Source organism: Serratia sp. MMO-28 (assembly GCF_037199905.1).
In the GTDB taxonomy this organism is placed as follows: Bacteria; Pseudomonadota; Gammaproteobacteria; order Enterobacterales; family Enterobacteriaceae; genus Chania; species Chania oryzae.
The window spans coordinates 1-552 of sequence record NZ_JBBCVB010000090.1; the positions used below are offsets into that span (position 1 = coordinate 1).

Below are 552 nucleotides of genomic sequence, written 5' to 3' on the forward strand. Positions count from 1 at the left end.
AGGCGTTGTTGGGTAGGGGAGCGTTCTGTAAGCCGTTGAAGGTGGTCTGTGAGGGCTGCTGGAGGTATCAGAAGTGCGAATGCTGACATAAGTAACGATAAAGCGGGTGAAAAACCCGCTCGCCGGAAGACCAAGGGTTCCTGTCCAACGTTAATCGGGGCAGGGTGAGTCGACCCCTAAGGCGAGGCTGAAAAGCGTAGTCGATGGGAAACAGGTTAATATTCCTGTACTCGGTGTTACTGCGAAGGGGGGACGGAGAAGGCTAGGCTAGCCGGGCGACGGTTGTCCCGGTTTAAGCGTGTAGGGGGTGTGACCTGGTAAATCCGGTTGCATACTAACCCTGAGGCGTGATGACGAGTCACTACGGTGGCGAAGTGGTTGATGCCAAGCTTCCAGGAAAAGCCTCTAAGCTCCAGGTAACACAGAATCGTACCCCAAACCGACACAGGTGGTCAGGTAGAGAATACCCAGGCGCTTGAGAGAACTCGGGTGAAGGAACTAGGCAAAATGGTGCCGTAACTTCGGGAGAAGGCACGCTGGCACGTAGGTGAA

The 552-nt window shown here is 54.9% G+C and carries 1 rRNA gene; it reads left to right on the forward strand.

What is annotated here, in order from left to right:
- Nucleotides 1–552, forward strand: a 23S ribosomal RNA gene (locus tag WG891_RS26660); the annotation flags it as partial.